The sequence below is a fragment of the Streptomyces ficellus genome (assembly GCF_030406405.1).
In the GTDB taxonomy this organism is placed as follows: domain Bacteria; phylum Actinomycetota; class Actinomycetes; order Streptomycetales; family Streptomycetaceae; genus Streptomyces; species Streptomyces ficellus_B.
The window spans coordinates 1-15,265 of sequence record NZ_JAUEPL010000024.1; the positions used below are offsets into that span (position 1 = coordinate 1).

11 protein-coding genes are annotated in these 15,265 nt (G+C 72.1%); 7 read left to right on the forward strand and 4 right to left on the reverse strand.

Annotated features, from left to right (window positions below):
* Positions 1–536 precede the first annotated feature (536 nt).
* Positions 537–986, forward strand: a complete 450-nt coding sequence (locus QWM81_RS17025; RefSeq protein ID WP_290112868.1) for a PTS sugar transporter subunit IIA — start codon at positions 537–539, stop codon at positions 984–986.
* 86 nt (positions 987–1,072) lie between these two features.
* Positions 1,073–2,743 carry a phosphoenolpyruvate--protein phosphotransferase gene (gene ptsP, locus QWM81_RS17030; protein WP_290112869.1) on the forward strand — a complete coding sequence of 557 codons (1,671 nt, stop codon included), beginning with the start codon at positions 1,073–1,075 and terminating at the stop codon, positions 2,741–2,743.
* Positions 2,744–2,824: 81 nt separating this feature from the next.
* Here the strand turns inward: ptsP and QWM81_RS17035 are convergent, their stop codons facing one another.
* Entirely contained in the window at positions 2,825–3,715 is an 891-nt protein-coding gene (locus QWM81_RS17035; RefSeq protein ID WP_290112870.1) for a DUF8829 domain-containing protein, read from the reverse strand.
* A 13-nt stretch (positions 3,716–3,728) separates the two neighbouring features.
* Complete coding sequence (locus tag QWM81_RS17040) at positions 3,729–5,006, reverse strand: MFS transporter (RefSeq protein WP_290112871.1); 1,278 nt, start codon at positions 5,004–5,006, stop codon at positions 3,729–3,731.
* Positions 5,007–5,053: 47 nt separating this feature from the next.
* On the opposite strand from QWM81_RS17040, the gene QWM81_RS17045 reads away from it, so the two are divergent.
* Positions 5,054–6,373: an aminotransferase class I/II-fold pyridoxal phosphate-dependent enzyme gene (locus QWM81_RS17045; RefSeq protein WP_290112872.1), complete on the forward strand. Its 1,320-nt coding sequence runs from the start codon at positions 5,054–5,056 to the stop codon at positions 6,371–6,373.
* Between the two features lies 1 nt (position 6,374).
* On the opposite strand, the gene QWM81_RS17050 is transcribed toward QWM81_RS17045, so the two are convergent.
* Positions 6,375–8,360, reverse strand: coding sequence for an acetoacetate--CoA ligase (locus QWM81_RS17050; protein ID WP_290112873.1), 1,986 nt, complete (start codon positions 8,358–8,360; stop codon positions 6,375–6,377).
* 223 nt (positions 8,361–8,583) lie between these two features.
* Between QWM81_RS17050 and QWM81_RS17055 the strand changes: the two genes are divergently transcribed.
* Positions 8,584–11,004 carry a glycoside hydrolase family 31 protein gene (locus QWM81_RS17055; RefSeq protein ID WP_290112874.1) on the forward strand — a complete coding sequence of 807 codons (2,421 nt, stop codon included), beginning with the start codon at positions 8,584–8,586 and terminating at the stop codon, positions 11,002–11,004.
* Positions 11,005–11,297: 293 nt separating this feature from the next.
* On the opposite strand, the gene QWM81_RS17060 is transcribed toward QWM81_RS17055, so the two are convergent.
* Positions 11,298–11,798: an NUDIX domain-containing protein gene (locus QWM81_RS17060; RefSeq protein WP_290112875.1), complete on the reverse strand. Its 501-nt coding sequence runs from the start codon at positions 11,796–11,798 to the stop codon at positions 11,298–11,300.
* 44 nt (positions 11,799–11,842) lie between these two features.
* Between QWM81_RS17060 and QWM81_RS17065 the strand changes: the two genes are divergently transcribed.
* The 3 genes from QWM81_RS17065 to glpK all read left to right on the forward strand — a co-directional run bounded on the left by QWM81_RS17065 (position 11,843) and on the right by glpK (position 15,174).
* On the forward strand, positions 11,843–12,727 hold the full coding sequence (locus QWM81_RS17065; RefSeq protein WP_290112876.1) for a M15 family metallopeptidase: 885 nt from the start codon (positions 11,843–11,845) through the stop codon (positions 12,725–12,727).
* A 119-nt stretch (positions 12,728–12,846) separates the two neighbouring features.
* Positions 12,847–13,608 (forward strand): MIP/aquaporin family protein, encoded by a 762-nt coding sequence (locus QWM81_RS17070; RefSeq protein ID WP_290112877.1) that lies wholly within the window; start codon positions 12,847–12,849, stop codon positions 13,606–13,608.
* Between the two features lie 60 nt (positions 13,609–13,668).
* Entirely contained in the window at positions 13,669–15,174 is a 1,506-nt protein-coding gene (gene glpK / locus QWM81_RS17075) for a glycerol kinase GlpK (protein WP_290112878.1), read from the forward strand.
* Positions 15,175–15,265: the final 91 nt, after the last annotated feature.

The window sequence follows — 15,265 nt, forward strand, 5'->3', positions numbered from 1 at the left end:
AAGGAACCTCGACCATCCGAAGATGGACGGGGTATCAACATATCTGGCGTTGATTTTTGGCACGCTGTTGAGTTCTCAAGGAACGGACGCTTCCTTTGTACTCACCCTCTCGGGCTTTCCTCCGGGCACTTCCCTTCGGTATTTCGTGTTTCCAGCTTAGCAGATTCGTTTTCCGTTTCTGCCACCCGCTGGAGCGGGCTGCCGGGCCGTTCTTCGCTTTCGCGCTTTCCCTTTCCGGCGGGTCCGACTCTATCAGCCGTTTTCCATGTCCCTGACCACTGTCCCTGCGGGCACACAGAGGTGTAGACCACAGGCGTGGAACGGTTAGGATCTCGGCTTGACAGACGCTGCCGACCTACGACTCACAGTCGCGTCGGGGTCAGGCAGGGCTACGACAGTACCGGGCGCTGGCTAGTTGAGGCAAATCGCTTGCGGTGGTCCCTAGGTCCGCGAACCCGTACCTCTGGCACGGAACCCGGACTTCTTATGACATACGCTTCTGATCAGTACGCCACTCCACCCCTGGGAGGCTCCCCATGACCACCGTGACGTCGCCGATCGAGGGCCGCGCCATCGGGCTCGCCGCTGTACCGGACCCCGTTTTCTCCGGGGCGATGGTCGGGCCGGGTACCGCCATCGACCCCGCGCGCGAGGCCGCTGAGGCTGTCTCTCCCGTCGACGGCATCGTCGTTTCCCTGCACCCGCACGCCTTCGTGGTGGTCGACGGTGAGGGACACGGGGTGCTCACGCACCTGGGGATCGACACGGTCCAACTCAACGGCGAGGGCTTCGAGCTGCTCGTGAACAAGGGGGACACCGTCACGCGTGGGCAGGCCGTCGTGCGGTGGAACCCCGCGGCGGTCGAAGAGGCCGGGAAGTCCCCGATCTGTCCGATCGTGGCCCTGGAGGCCTCCGCCGACTCGCTCGGCGACGTCGTCGAGGACGGCGACGTGAAGCCCGGCGACTCGCTCTTCACCTGGCAGTGACGCCAGTGCCCGCCGTCCATTGACGGCAGCGGCTCGGGAGATACAACGTGGCGGTCCTGGCCGCCCATCAATCGGAGACAGGTGTAATGCAGACAACGCTGAGGGGCGTCGGCGTCAGCCACGGTGTGGCGATCGGCGAGGTTCGCCACATGGGCACGGCGGTCCTGGAGCCGCCGGCCAAGCAGATCCCGGCCGAGGAGGCGGAGCGCGAACAGGGGCGTGCCCGCCAGGCCGTGGACGCGGTGGCGGCCGATCTGATCGCGCGGGGCAATCTGGCCGGTGGCGAGGCACAGCACGTGCTCGAGGCGCAGGCGATGATGGCGCAGGACCCCGAGCTGATGGCCGATGTCGACCGTCGTATCGCTGTGGGCAGCACGGCGGAGCGGGCCGTGTACGACGCCTTCGCCGCCTACCGGGCGCTGCTCGCCGGGGCCGGGGAGTACCTGGCGGGGCGAGTGGCGGACCTGGACGACGTACGGAACCGGATCGTGGCCCGGCTGCTGGGTGTGCCGATGCCCGGTGTGCCGGACAGCGACGAGCCGTATGTGCTGATCGCGCGCGATCTCGCTCCGGCGGACACCGCGCTGCTGGACCCGGCGCTGGTGCTCGGGTTCGTCACCGAGGAAGGCGGGCCGACCAGTCACAGCGCCATCCTGGCGCGGGCGCTGGGTGTGCCGGCCGTGGTGGCGCTGCCGGGGGCCGGCGAGCTTGCCGAGGGCACCGTGATCGCGGTGGACGGCAGCACCGGTGAGATCTTCGTCGACCCGAGCGATGAGAAGCGGGCCGAGCTGGAGCGGGCGGCCGCGGAGCGCAAGGCGGCGCTGTCGGCGACGACCGGTCCTGGTGCGACGTCGGACGGGCACAAGGTGCCGCTGCTGGCGAACGTCGGCGGGCCCGCCGATGTGCAGGCGGCCGTGGAGGCCGGGGCCGAGGGTGTCGGTCTGTTCCGTACCGAGTTCCTGTTCCTCGACGACAGCAAGCAGGCGCCGTCGGAGGAGAAGCAGGTCGAGGCGTACCGGAAGGTGCTGGAGGCGTTCCCCGAGGGCCGTGTGGTCGTGCGGGTGCTGGACGCGGGCGCGGACAAGCCGCTGGACTTCCTGACGCCCGCCGACGAGCCGAACCCGGCGCTGGGTGTGCGGGGTCTGCGGACGCTGCTGGACCACCCGGAGGTGCTGCGGACGCAGCTGACCGCGCTGGCGAAGGCGGCCGAGGGGCTGCCGGTGTACCTGGAGGTCATGGCGCCGATGGTGGCGGACCGTACGGACGCGAAGGCGTTCGCGGACGCGTGCCGTGAGGCGGGCTTGCGGGCGAAGTTCGGTGCGATGGTGGAGATTCCGTCGGCCGCGCTGCGGGCGCGCTCGATCCTGCAAGAAGTGGAGTTCCTGTCGCTGGGTACGAACGACCTGGCGCAGTACACCTTCGCCGCCGACCGGCAGGTGGGTGCGGTGTCGCGGTTGCAGGATCCGTGGCAGCCGGCGCTGCTGGACCTGGTGGCGATGTCGGCGGAGGCGGCCCGAGCCGAGGGCAAGAGCTGCGGGGTGTGTGGTGAGGCGGCCTCGGATCCGCTGCTCGCCTGTGTGCTGACGGGTCTGGGGGTGACCTCCCTGTCGATGGGTTCGGCTTCCATTCCGTACGTACGGGCGACGCTGGCGAAGCACACGCTGGCGCAGTGCGAGCGCGCGGCTGCGGCCGCGCGGGCGGCGGACACGGCCGAGGAGGCGCGGCTGGCCGCGCAGGCGGTGCTGTCCGGCGAGTAGCGTCGCGCAGGGCCCCGGTGGCTGGGGTTGGTGAAGGGGCTTTCCCGCCTGGTGGTGGGGAAGCCCCTTTGGCTTGGGTGGTCAGTGGTGCGTGGGCCAGGGGTCGTCGGGGGTGATGTCGAAGCCGGCGCGGTAGTCGACGTTGGGCTCGGGTGGGAGCGGTTCTCCGGTGTCGGCGTCGGTGCAGTACGCGTTGAAGACCTCTGCCGCGGTGAGGGCGATGAGGCGGCCGCGGTCGAGGCGCCAGCCGTGGACGCGGTCGGGGGCGGCGGGGGTGGTGGTGCGGAGGACCAGTCCCCCGGGGCGTTCCAGGGCGATCCCGGCGGCGAGGACGGTGACGAACTCGGCGCCTTCTGTGGAGTCGAGTCTGGCGGGGCCGTCCTCGGGTCGTTCGGCGTGGAGGGCCGCGAGGAGCTGTTCGTCGGCGGGGACGCTGCATACGAGGTGGTGGGTGCCGGGGCCGGCTTCTTCCAGCAGGCGCGTGAGCGTGTGGGACGCCCGCTCGAACGCGGCGCGGCCGATGTCCTGGCCGCAGTCGGCGCATTCGCCGAGGTCGGTGAGGAGCATCGCGGCGTACTCCCAGGTGGCTTGGCGTACCGCTCGGTTGATGAGGAGGGGGACGAGCCGGTCGATCGGTTGTCCTGTGTAGGGGACGCAGGGGCCGGTGGCGGCGAGTTCGGCGGTGAAGCGGCTGCGGCTGGCGGGGGTGTCGGGGTCGAGGCCGGCTTCGGTGCAGTACTCCGCGTAGTCCTCGGGGTCGAAGAGGGCGACGGTGGTGTGTCCGCCGCGGGCGGCGAGGATCCTCAGGAGGTCGTCGATCTGGCGGAGGTAGAGGTCGTGGTCGTCGAAGGTGAAGGTGCGGTAGCGGCGCATGGCCGTGAAGTCCTGTTCGTCGGCCAGGACGCCGACGGTGCTCGGTACTTCGCGGCGCAGTGCCCGGCGGATGGTCGCGGTGTTCCTGGTGTGTGCCATGAGTCCCCCTCATTCATTGATGCTCACTCACAGTAACCGGGGGCACTGACAGTGGGGGGTCGGGCAGGCGGCGGTGGACCAGTCGGCGCTGGGCGAGGCAGGTGGCGGCGAAGCCGGCGCCCAGGATCGGCCAGGCGAGGGGGCCGGCCGTGATGACGGCGGTGACGAGGAGGGGGCCGGCGCTGCGTTGGGTGGAGGCGGCGAGACCGTGGACGCCGAGGTAGGCGCCTTGGGCGTCGCCGGGGGCGAGGGCGATGGAGAGTTCCCAGGAGGCGATGGCGTGGATCATCTCGGCGAAGGTGAGTGCGACGGCGGCCACGGTGAGGGCCGCGATGGCGAACCAGCGGCCGCCTGCGGCTGAGGCGGCCATGGCCAGGCAGCCCGCCGTGAAGAGGAGGGCGAGCGGGACGAGCAGGGCGCGGGCGGCGGCAGGTGTGGTGCCGAAGCGGGCGAGTGGGACCTGGAAGAGGACGACGAGGACGGAGTTGAGGACCAGCAGCAGGGGGGCGAGGCCGACGGGTGCGTCGGTGGCGTGGGCGATCCACAGCGGCATGCCGACCTGGAGGATCGCGTCGTCGAGGAAGAGGGCGGCCTCGGTGGCGGTGTAGAGGAGGAAGGTGCGGTCCCGCCAGGGGCTGGAGGGCGTGGCTGCCGGGGCGGGGGTGGTGGAGTCGGCGGCGATGCGGGAGGGGGCGGGGGGCTCGGCGCAGCGGAGGGTGAGGGCGGCGATGACGACGTAGGAGAGGGCGTTGCCGACGAGGAGGGCCTGGTAGGCGGTGGTGGTGGCGACGGCCAGGGCGGCTGCCGCGCCGAGGCCGCCGAGGGCCCAGCCGAGGTTGGAGACGGTGCGGTTGAGGGCTTGGTAGCGGGCGCGTCGCGGCCCGGCGACGCGGGCGGCGTAGAGCTTGGTGAGGACGTTGGAGGCGCGGTCGGGGAGGGCGCCGAGGGCGGAGTACAGCAGGAGCAGTGCGTAGTGGTGGGTGGTGAGGAGGGCCAGCAGGGCGGTGGCGCGGAGGAGTTGGGTGCCGATGAGGACGCGGGTGACGGGGAAGCGGTCCGCGAGGCGTCCGGCGAGTGGGGCGCCGGCGATGCCGATGCCGCCGGAGACGCCGATGAGGATGCCGACCTGGGCGATGGACATGCCGGTGACATGGGTGAAGTAGAGGGCGACGGCGGTGGCCCAGAGTCCGGTTCCGGTTTTGTCGATGAAGGTGACGAGCAGCATGCGGCGGCCGTCGCGGCCTCCTGGTATGCGCTGTGCGAGTGCGGTCCGGCGTGGCTTGGCGTCCACGGTCTCCCCCTTGACCTCTGTTTATGTATTGATACATAATGTGGTACGTGGCAACACAATATTCGATCAGTGGGTCGACGGCCAGGGAAATCGCCGCGTCCGTGGAACGGGCCGTTGCGGGCGGCGCCTTGGGGCCCGGCGCGGCGCTGCCTCCGGTGCGGCGGCTCGCGGACGGCTTGGGCATCAGTCCCGGCACGGTGGCGACGGCGTACAAGGAGCTGCGGCAGCGCGGGATCGTGGTGACGCGGGGGCGTGGCGGGACGGTGGTGGCGCAGACGCCGTCGGTCGGTTCACGGCGGCCGCCGAAGGTTCCCCAGGGGGTGCGCGATCTGGCGGGCGGGCATCCCGATCCGGCGTTCCTGCCGGAGCTGAGGCCGCCCTCGCCAGTGAGTCCGGTGCCCGGTTCGCGAAGGGCGTCGCCTCGGCTCGCGTCGCTGGAGGAGCTGACGCGTGAGTGGTTCGCCCGGGACGGGGTGCCCTCGGAGCGGGTGACGTTCGCGCACGGCGCCCTGGACTGCATCGGACGGTTGTTGTCGACGGAGCTCAAGCCGGGCGACTCGGTGGCCGTGGAGGACCCCGGGTTCCACCACCTGCTGGACCTGGTGCCGGCGCTGGGGCTGCGGATGGTGCCGGTGGCGGTGGACGACGAGGGGCTGGTTCCGGAGGCGCTGCGGGCCGCGCTGCGGGCGGGGGCGCGGGCGCTGGTGTGCAGTCCGCGCGGGCAGAACCCCATGGGCGGCCGCTTCTCGCGGGAGCGGCGGGACGCGCTGATGGGCGTGCTGGACGGCTTCCCCGGGGTGCTGGTGATCGAGGACGACCACAACGCGGACGTGTCGGGGGCGCCGTCGTACTCACTGGCGGCGGCCGGGCTGCCGCGGTGGGCGCAGGTGCGGACCGTGTCCAAGCACTTGGGCATCGACCTGCGGTGGGCGGGGCTCGCGTGCGACGAGACGACACTGGCCCGGCACGACGGGCGGATGCTGCTGACGTCGGGGTGGATCAGTCACGTACTGCAGGAGACCGTGGCGCGGCTGCTCGCCGACCGGGAGGTGAAGCGGCTGGTGGCGCGGGCGGAGGAGGCGTACACCGAGCGGCGCCGGGCGCTGATCGGGGAGCTCGCCCGGCGCGGGATCGCGGCGCACGGGGCGAGCGGGATCAATGTGTGGGTGCCCGTGCGGGACGAGTCGGCCGTGGTCAACGGGGTGCGGTCGCACGGCTGGTGGGTCGCGGCGGGGGCGCGCTTCCGGATCGCGACTCCCACGGCCGTACGGGTCACCACGGCGATGCTGGAGCCGGCCGACGCCGCGCGGCTGGCCTCGGACTTCGCGAGCGTACTGGGCGAGTCCGAGGCCATGTACGGGGGTTGAGTCAGTGCGGCTTCGTGGCGCGCTCGCGGGCCAGTTCCTCGTAGAACCGGAGCAGGTCCAGGTTGTCGACGGAGCCCGGGTTGACCGCCTTGGACAGGTCGGTGCCCTGGAGGAGCCGTTTGACCGGGACCTCGATGCGCTTGCCGGTGAGGGTGTGCGGGACGCCCGGGACCTCGATGATCTCGTCGGGGACGTGGCGGGGGGACAGCTGCGTACGGATGGTCTGCTTGATGCGGGACTTCAGGTCCTCGTCGAGGGTGGCGCCTTCGGCGAGGTGGACGAAGAGAGGCATCCAGTAACCGCCGTCGGGCTCTTCCAGGCCGATGACGAGGGATTCACGGATCTCCGGCAGGCGTTCGACGGCCTCGTAGATGTCGGCGCTCCCCATACGGACGCCCTGCCGGTTGAGCGTGGAGTCGGACCGGCCGTGGATGATCACCGAGCCGCGATCGGTGATGGTGATCCAGTCCCCGTGGCGCCAGACGCCCGGGTACATGTCGAAGTAGCTGTCGCGGTAGCGGCTGCCGTCCGGGTCGTTCCAGAAGTAGATGGGCATGGACGGCATGGGGTTGGTGACCACCAGTTCGCCGACCTCGTTGATGAGCGGCTTGCCGTGGGGGTCCCAGGCCTGGAGGTCGGTGCCGAGGCAGGCTGCCTGGAGTTCGCCGATGTGTACGGGGAGGGTGGGGACCGCGCCCGCGAAGCAGCTGCACACGTCCGTACCGCCGCTGACGGAGGCGATCCACAGGTCCTCCCTCACCTCGTCGTGGAGCCAGCGGAAGCCGTCCGGCGGGAGGGGCGAGCCGGTGGTGGCGACGCAGGTGATCCGGGACAGGTCATGGTCACGGGAGGGGTGCACGCCGGCCTTGCGGCAGGCCATGACGTACGCGGCGGAGGTGCCGTACAGGGTGGCGCCGGTACGTTCGGCGACGCGCCACTGGGCGCCGGTGTCCGGGTAGCCGGGGCTGCCGTCGTACAGGACCACGGTGGTGCCGGTCAGCAGGCCGGAGACGAGGAAGTTCCACATCATCCAGCCGGTGGAGGTGTACCAGAAGAACCGGTCCTCCGGGCCGAGGTCGCAGTGCAGGCCGAGCTGCTTGAAGTGTTCGACCAGGATGCCGCCCTGGGACTGGACGATCGCCTTGGGCAGGCCGGTGGTGCCGGAGGAGTACAGCACCCACAGGGGGTGGCCGAAGGGGACCTGCTCGAAGACCGGTTCGGCGTCGCCGGCGGTGAGGGCGGACCATTCGAGGGTGCCGTACGGGGCCTCTGTACCAAGGAGCGGGATATGGACGACCGCGCGGAGGGTGGGCAGTTCGCGGCGCAGTTCGGCGACGGTGTCGCGGCGGTCGTGTTCCTTGCCGCCGTAGCGGTAGCCGTCGACGGTGAACAGGACGACCGGCTCCACCTGCTGGAAGCGGTCCAGCACACTGCGGGCGCCGAAGTCGGGCGCGCAGGAGGTCCACACGGCGCCCACGGCGGCGGTGGCGAGGAGGGCGGTGACGGCCTGCGGGATGTTGGGCAGGTAGCCGCTGACGCGGTCGCCGGGGCGTACGCCGAGGGCGCGCAGCTCGGCGGCGAGGGCACCGACCTGGCGGCGCAGCTCGGCCCAGCTGATGGGCGTCACTTCCTGCGTCTCGTCGACGTGGAGCAGCGCGGCCTCGTCGGGGCGGTCGGCGGCGGCGCGCAGGGCGTGCTCGGCGTAGTTGAGGGTGGCGCCGGGGAACCACTGGGCGCCGGGCATGGTGCGATGGGCGAGGACGCGCTCGTACGGGGTGGAGAAGCGGATGTCGAACCACTCGGCCACCGCCTGCCAGAACGTTTCGAGGTGCTCGACCGACCAGCGGTGCAGCGCCGGGTAGCCGCCGTCGGCGGGGGCGCCGTGCTGTTCGGCCGCCCATGCCTGGAAGCGGGTGACGGCGGCTGCGGCGACGCGGTCCGGGTCCGGCTGCCAGAGCGGCTGGTCGTGCGCGGGCTTGGAGGTCATGGGGCTGCTCCCTGGCTGTACGTCCCTGTACGCGGGTCTGCGTGGGTCGCGCGCACGTGCGGGGGTGTGCGCGTGACGCGGCTGACAGGACGATGCCATGTGATCGTTGTTCGCACCAGGGCTCATCACCCATGGTCGGCCGGATGAATATGTGGGCTCACCACGGGTGAACGCCAGTTGAACGGCCCCTACGGACCGCCGGTCGGGTGGCAGGGTGTGCGGCATGGACGGTCGTGATCTGGTGCGTTCGGTGAGGATCTTCGGCTCGGTACGGGGGCTGCGGGCGATGCGGTCGGCCTGGCGGCAGCGGCGTACGGACGCCTGGGGGCTGCGGCCCCGGGGGCCCGAGCGGGCGCGGGTGCCGGGGCAGGTCGAGGGTGTGGAGCCGCTGCCGGGCGGGGGCATCGTCCGGTTCGCCCGCTCGGAGCTGCGGGTGAGCGTCGCGAGTGGCGGCACGGTCTTCTGGGGCTGGGACGGGGCGGAGCCGCTGCCGTCGTACGCCCTGGCCGGGAATCCGCCGGAGCCCGATCCGCGCGCCGGGCTGGAGCCCGACAAGGGCGGCGGCTGGCGGGTGGTCTCCGAGCGGGTGACCGTCGCGGTGTCGCGCAACGGCGCCGTGGAGGTGCGCACGCCCGGCGGGGTCGTGCTGCGCCGGGACCTGCCGCCCCGGTGGTGGGAGCCGGTGAACGGGGGCCCCGCGCGGTGGGTGCAGCGGTCGGAGGTGCCGGCCGACGCGCGGTTCTTCGGGCTGGGCGGGCGGGCGTCGGGGCCGCGGCTGCGCAGCGGGACGTACCGGCTGTGGAACACGGACCCGCGCGGCAGCTTCGCGCCGGGCGACGACCCGCTCTACATCACCATGCCGGTGCAACTGGTGGTGTCCGACGCGGGCACGCATCTGGCGTTCCACGACAACTCCTGGGACGGGCTGGTCACCCTGCGCGAGGGCGAGGAGGGCGCCGGTTCCGGGCACGACCGGCCGGGCGCGAGCGAGGTGCGCGTCCACGGCGGGCCGCTGCGCTGCTGGGTCGTCGTCGGCACCCCCGCGCGCGTGCTGCACGGCTGGACGGCGCTCACGGGCGCGCCCGCGCAGCCGCCGTCGTGGGCGCTGGGGCCGCAGCACGCGCGGTGGGGGTTCGGCAGCGAGCAGGAGGTGCGGCGGGTCGTCGCCGGCTACCGGGAGCGGGACCTGCCCCTGTCCGTACTGCACCTGGACATCGACCACTACGACCGGCACCAGGTGTTCACGGTCGACAAGGAGCGGTTTCCTGATCTGCCGGGGCTGGCGCGCGAGCTGCGCGAGGAGGGCGTGCGGCTGGTGTCGATCGTCGACCCCGGGGTGAAGGCCGAGCCCGGAAACCCGGTCTATGAGAGCGGCGCCGCGGTCGGGCCCTGCGGGGCCTTCGTACGGGACGGGCGTGGCCGCGAGGTGCGGGGCGTGGTGTGGCCGGGCGAGTGCGTGTACCCCGACTTCACGGACCCGGCGGTACGGGAGTGGTGGGGCGGGCTGTACGAGGAGCGGCTCGCGCAGGGGTTCTCCGGGGTGTGGCACGACATGAACGAGCCGGTGTCGTTCACGCCGTTCGGCGACATGACGCTGCCGCGCTCGGCCCGGCACGCGCTGGAGGGCCGGGGCGGCGACCACCGCGAGGCGCACAACGTGTACGGGCTGGCGATGGCGCGGGCCGGATACGAGGGCCTGCGGCAGCTGCGGCCGCAGGAGCGTCCGTTCCTGTTCTCGCGCTCCGGCTGGGCGGGGATGCAGCGGTACGGCGGGACGTGGTCCGGCGATGTGTCGACCGGGTGGCCGGGGCTGCGCGCCTCGCTGTCCCTGGTGCTGGGGCTGGGGCTGTGCGGCGTGCCGTACTCGGGGCCGGATGTGGGCGGGTTCGACGGGAGCCCGTCGCCGGAGCTGTTCTTGCGCTGGTTCCAGCTGGGCGCGTGGCTGCCGCTGTTCCGTACGCACGCGGCGATCGACGCGGGACGGCGCGAGCCGTGGGAGTTCGGCCCCGAGGTGCTGGAGTACGCCCGGGCGGCGCTGGCCGAACGCGAGCGGCTGCGGCCGTACTTCGTGACCCTGGCGCACTTGGCACGGCTCACGGGCGCGCCCTACGCACGGCCCGTGTGGTGGGGCTCCCCCGAGGACCGGGCGCTGCGGGACTGCGAGGACGCGTTCCTGCTCGGCGACGCGCTGCTGGTCGCGCCGGTGCTCGCGCGGGGCACGGACCGGCGGGCGGTACGGCTGCCGCGCGGGCGCTGGTACGACACGGCGACGGGCCAGGCGTACGAAGGGCCGGGGCAGGTGCTGCTGGACGCGCCGATGTCGCGCATTCCGGTGCTCGCGCGGGCCGGTGCGGTGATTCCGGTGCGGGGTACGGGCGGTGCGGGGGGCACGGGCGCGGGCGCGGCAGTGGGGGGCGCGGGCGGTGACGGGGGCGCCGTGGAGCTGGAGGTCTGGGCTCCTGCCGCGGGGCGGACCGGGGGCGGGCTGGTGGTGCGGGACGTGGGCGACGGCTGGGCGCGGGCGGAGGTCGAACGGTATGTCACGCGCTTGGTGGACGGCCGGGTCAGGGTCGAGCGCGTGACGAGCGACGGCGCGGCGGAGGTCGAGAAGCGGGTGCGGGTCAGGGGGATGGGGGCGGGGTAGAGCGGGGCGGGGTGAAGGGGCCCCGGGCACCGGTGGAGGCGCGGGGCGGGGTGAAGGGGCCCCGGGCACCGGTGGAGGCGCGGGGCGCGGTCAAGGGGCGCAGGCCGGGTGGAGCGAGACAGGCGGGTTGGATGAGGCCAGGGGGCTGGTGGGAGCGCGGGCGCGGTAGGACCGGGCGCGGGCCCGGTGGAGGCGGGAAGGCCGGGGGGAGGCGCGCGGGGAAGGGGCCCCAGGCTTGGCGAACGGCCCAAGGCCGGGTGGACCAGGCGCGGGCGCGGTGGAGGGGTGGGGCGTCAGCGGTAGCGGCCGGCGAACCAGTTGCGTACCGCCGCGGTGTGGAGCGGGAAGGCAAGCTCGGCGGGCGCGTACAGGACGTGGTGCCCTTCCGTCTCGTCCGTGGGGACGGACGGCGGCAGGGCGGCGGCGGGGCGTTCGGGCAGGAGGCCGAAGAGCAGCAGATGGCCGGCGGGCGAGCTCATCGCGTCGGCCAGGGCTACGTCCCGCGCGGGGGCCTCGATCCCGGTCTCCTCCCTCAGCTCCCGTACCACCGCCTCCCGCCAGTCCTCCGCGTGGTCGATGAACCCTCCGGGCAGGGCGATCCCCCCGCGCCGCGGCTCGATGCCGCGGGTGATGACGACCAGCCCGGTGCCGCGCGCCCCGGTGACGGGCAGCAGGGCGACGGCGACCGGCAGGGGGTTGCGGTAGGCCACGGCGCCGCAGGCGGGGCAGGACCGGGGCCAGCCGGCGCCGGGCGCGTGCCGGCTGCCGCAGCTCGTGCAGTGGGAGTCCTTCACGTGGCGGACTGTACCGACCGGCACGGAGCTGGTAGACGGTGCCCATGACAGGGACAGGACGCGCATCCGCTCTCCGTACGCTCCGTACGCTGCTCGCGACCGCGACCGCGCTGGTCTTCGTGACGGCGGCGGACCCCGCCGCGCGGGCCACGCCCGAGCCCAAGGCTCCCCAGGAGTTCGTGGCGCTGCGCTCGGTGGACCCCACGATCCTCCAGGAGATGCGCTACACCACGGAGCACAACTTCGTGGGCGAGCCGGTCGATGGCTACCGCCATCCGGTGTGCGTCCTGACCCGGCCGGCCGCGCGGGCGCTTCACCGGGCTCAGGTGAAGCTGCTGCGGCAGGGCTATTCGCTGAAGGTGTACGACTGTTACCGGCCTCAGCGGGCGGTCGACCACTTCGTACGGTGGGCGAAGGACCTGAAGGACGAGAAGATGAAGGCGGAGTTCTATCCGCGGGTGGCCAAGTCGCGGCTCTTCGCGGGCGGTTACCTCGCCGAGAGGTCGGGACACAGCCGGGGCTCCACGGTGGACCTGACCCTCGTCAAGCTGCCCGCGCGGCCGACCCGCCCCTATGTGCCGGGTGAGAAGCTGGTGCCGTGTTACGCCCCGCAGCCGGAGCGGTTCCCGGATAATTCCGTGGACATGGGGACGGGTTTCGACTGCTTCGACACGCTGTCCCACACGGATGATCCGCGCGTAGGGGGGTTCCAGCGCGCGAACCGGCGGCTTCTGAAGGGCACGCTCGGTGCGGAGGGGTTCGTGAACCTTCCTGAGGAGTGGTGGCACTTCACGTACAAGCCGGAGCTCTTTCCCGACACGTACTTCGACTTCCCGGTCGAGCGCGGGCGGCTTGACCCGTACGGGCACGCCCGTGGTCGCTTCAGGCTGGTGCTGTCAGTCTCCTTGACGGTCCCTCATGGTGGGTGAAAACTGCGTGTTCGTCGGCATCGCCGCACTTCCGCACGCTCATTTCCGCACGCTCATTTCCGCTCGTTGTGACGCGCACCGCTCGTTCTGTGGGCGAGGGCCCATGCCTAGGAGCCGCCATGAGCAATGGAGACATCTTCGCCGGTGAGGTCATCGGCACCGCGATACTGATCCTCTTCGGGGCGGGCGTCTGCGCCGCTGTCACCCTCAACTTCTCCAAGGCGAAGGCCGCCGGCTGGGTCGTCATCGCCTTCGGGTGGGGCTTCGGCGTGCTGGCCGGGGCGTACACCGCCGCTCCCCTCTCCGGCGGGCACCTCAACCCGGCCGTGACCGTCGGCGTCGCCGTCGACACCGGTGAGTGGGGCAAGGTGCCGCTGTACGTCTGCGCGCAGCTGGTCGGCGCCGTTCTCGGAGCCGTACTCGCCTGGCTGGTGTACTACGCGCAGTTCCGCGCGAACGCCGACGTACGGACCGCGCAGCCGACGCTGGGTGTCTTCTCGACCGGCCCCGAGATCCGCAGTCCGGCCGCCAACCTCACCACGGAGGTCATCGCGACGGCGGCGCTCGTCCTGCCGATCCTCGCCTTCGGCAAGAACGACGGCATCGGCATCGGGCAGATCCCCGGCGAGGACGCGGGCATCTACGGCTCGGGCATCTCCATCCTGCTGGTGTCGCTGCTGGTCGTCGGTATCGGCCTGTCACTCGGCGGACCGACCGGTTACGCCATCAACCCGGCCCGTGACCTCGGGCCGCGCATCGCCCACGCGCTGCTGCCCATCCCCAACAAGGGCGGATCCGACTGGGGTTACGCGTGGGTGCCGGTGGCCGGCCCGCTCCTGGGAGGTCTGCTCGCCGGGATGGTCTTCAACGCGGCCTATTAGCGCGGGCTGCTCACGCGGCCCACCAGGACAAGCCAGCGGCAAGGGAACGAGGGGTTCGTCATGAAGGACAGGTTCGTCGCCGCCATCGACCAGGGCACCACCTCCAGTCGCTGCATCATCTTCGACCAGGGCGGGGCCGTCGTCGCCGTCGACCAGCGCGAGCACCGTCAGATCTTCCCCAAGCCGGGCTGGGTCGAGCACGACGCCACGGAGATCTGGGCCAAGGTGCAGGCGGTCGTGGCGGGCGCGCTCGCCCGGGCCGGGCTGCGGGCCGAGCAGCTGAGCGCCCTCGGCATCACCAATCAGCGCGAAACGACCGTCCTGTGGGACCGGGCCACCGGCAAACCGGTGCACAACGCGATCGTCTGGCAGGACACCCGCACCTCGGCGCTGTGCGCCGAACTCGGCGGCGCGGACGGCCAGGACCGCTTCCGGGACACCACCGGGCTGCCGCTGGCCAGCTACTTCTCCGGGCCCAAGGCGGCCTGGCTGCTCGACAACGTACCGGGCTTGCGAACCCGCGCCGAGCGGGGCGAGATCGCGTTCGGCACCATCGACTCCTGGCTGATCTGGAACCTCACGGGTGGTACGGACGGCGGCGTCCACGTCACCGACGTCACCAACGCCTCCCGCACCATGCTGATGGGCCTGGAGACGCTGGAGTGGGACCGTACGATCCTCGCGGCCATGAACGTCCCGGAGGTGATGCTGCCGCGCATCCGGTCGTCGGCGGAGGTGTACGGCACCGCTGTGGGGCCGTTGCGGGGCGTGCCTGTGGCGTCGGCGCTCGGCGACCAGCAGGCGGCGGTTTTCGGGCAGGCCTGCTACGAGACGGGGACGGCCAAGAACACGTACGGCACGGGGAGTTTCCTGCTGCTCAACACCGGGGAGCGGCCGGTTCCCTCGAAGAGCGGGCTGGTCACCACGGTCGGGTACAAGATCGGTGACCAGGCGCCGGTCTACTGCCTGGAGGGCTCGATCGCGATCACGGGCGCCCTGGTGCAGTGGTTCCGGGACCAGCTCGGCATCATCCGCAGCGCCGCCGAGATCGAGACGCTTGCGGCGAGCGTGGAGGACAACGGCGGCGCGTACATCGTGCCGGCGTTCTCCGGGCTGTACGCCCCGTACTGGCGCTCCGACGCGCGCGGCGTCGTCACCGGACTGACGCGGTACGTCACCAAGGCGCACCTCGCGCGCGCCGTCCTGGAGGCGACGAGCTGGCAGACGCGTGAGGTGGTGGACGCGATGTACCAGGACTCGGGGGTACGGATCACCTCGCTGAAGGTGGACGGCGGAATGACGGTCAACGGCCTGCTGATGCAGCACCAGGCGGATGTACTGGGCGTCCCGGTGATCCGGCCGAAGGTCTCGGAGACGACCTGTCTGGGCGCGGCGTACGCGGCGGGTCTGGCGACCGGTGTCTGGTCCGGGCTGGACGAGCTGAAGGCGCACTGGCGGCGCGATGTGGAGTGGGTGCCGCGCATGGCGGCGCAGGTGCGGGAGCGGGAGTACGGCAACTGGCGCAAGGCGGTGGAGCGGAGCTTCGGCTGGGAGGAGCCCGCGTAGGCGAACCGCCGCGCAGGCGGACCCCGCGCAGGCGACCGGCTGCGCGGGCGGACCGCCACGCAGGCGCGCGGCCCGTACCCCTGTCGGTGGG